This is a genomic window from uncultured Ruegeria sp. (assembly GCF_947489545.1).
Classification (GTDB): Bacteria; Pseudomonadota; Alphaproteobacteria; order Rhodobacterales; family Rhodobacteraceae; genus Ruegeria.
The window spans coordinates 1-1,377 of the sequence record NZ_CANLDZ010000069.1; the positions used below are offsets into that span (position 1 = coordinate 1).

At 54.2% G+C, this 1,377-nt stretch carries 1 protein-coding gene; it reads left to right on the plus strand.

Annotation, left to right across the window (positions count from 1 at the left end):
- The first annotated feature begins 86 nt into the window (after window positions 1–86).
- Entirely contained in the window at window positions 87–1,112 is a 1,026-nt protein-coding gene (locus tag Q1B13_RS26780; RefSeq protein ID WP_298934700.1) for an IS110 family transposase, read from the plus strand.
- Window positions 1,113–1,377: the final 265 nt, after the last annotated feature.

Below are 1,377 nucleotides of genomic sequence, written 5' to 3' on the forward strand. Positions count from 1 at the left end.
TGATGGGGTGGATGCCCCCTCCACGAACGGCATCGCAATGTGCCAATGTGGTGCTGTAACGCCACCACCATAGGGAGAAAGCATCCATGGACGACAATACCATTATCGGAGTTGATCTTGCAAAGAGCGTGTTTCAGCTACACGGGGCCACATGCGATGGAGCGGTTTTGTTCCGGAAAAAACTGACCCGAACCCAGTTTCAGAGGTTCATGCTTTCACACGCTCCTTGTCTGGTAGCGATGGAAGCCTGCTCAACGTCGCACTATTGGGCTCGTGTTCTTTCTGAAGCAGGCCATGATGTGCGCCTGTTGCCCCCAATTTATGTGAAGCCATTTGTTAAACGGCAAAAGAACGATGCAGCTGACGCTGAAGCGATTGTAGAAGCCGCTCTGCGGCCCAGTATGAGTTTTGTTGAACCGAAATCTGCTGATGAGCAGGCCCTGACGATGCTGGTACGCACCCGCGATCAGCTCGTCAGCCAGCGGACTGATACGATCAATGCTTTGCGCGGGCATATGGCGGAGTTTGGCCTCATTGCGCCAGCGAAAACGCGCAACCTCGGCAAACTACAGGCGATGGTAGACGCGACCGATGCCGACCTTCCTGCACTGGCCAGAAGTCTGGCACGACAACATTTTGATCGTATTGATAGTCTTTCATTGTACATTGATGACTTGACCCGCAAGATTGAAGCCTATGGAAAGCGCAACGCCCGAGTGCAACTATTGCGAACGATGCCAGGGGTTGGACCAATTGCTGCCATGGTGATTGAAGCTTTTGCACCTGACATGTCCTGCTTTGAAAACGGCCGCAGTTTCTCAGCCTGGCTTGGGCTGGTACCACGGCAACATTCGTCAGGTGGCAAAGCCCGGCTTGGGCGTACGACGAAGATGGGGCAGAAAGATATAAGGCGCTTACTCATCATCGGGGCGATGAGCCGGATCGGCAGTGCGGGGCGCAGAGGGACCAGTGATCCATGGATCATTTCCAAACTGGAGAGAAAACCGCGTATGTTGGCCGCAGTTGCCCTGGCAAACAAAATGGCGCGCCAGATCTGGGCAATGCTGACGAGGGGCAAAATCTACAACGCGACCGCGGCGAAGCCAGTATAGAATACAGGGTAGAGGTTATTCTGCCCTGGATGTAAGAAGTGCGATGAGAGATGGGTGTCGATTGATGAATTCTCGATCAGGAAAACCAGCTTCGGGCCCGGTGACATAGATCACGGCCAACTGATTTGGACCTGGTCGGCGAACAGACCATACCGGCCCGCGGCGTGTAAAAAGCCGCAATCAGAGGCCTGACACACGACCGCAATCAACGACGACAATCGCTCAGAAACTTCTTGCAAAACCGGGGGCATCCACACATGGCCCG

Excerpts from the sequence above, each read along its gene's own strand:
- Q1B13_RS26780 (WP_298934700.1), top strand. The coding sequence starts at position 87 with ATGGACGACAATACCATTATCGGAGTTGATCTTGCAAAGAGCGTGTTT.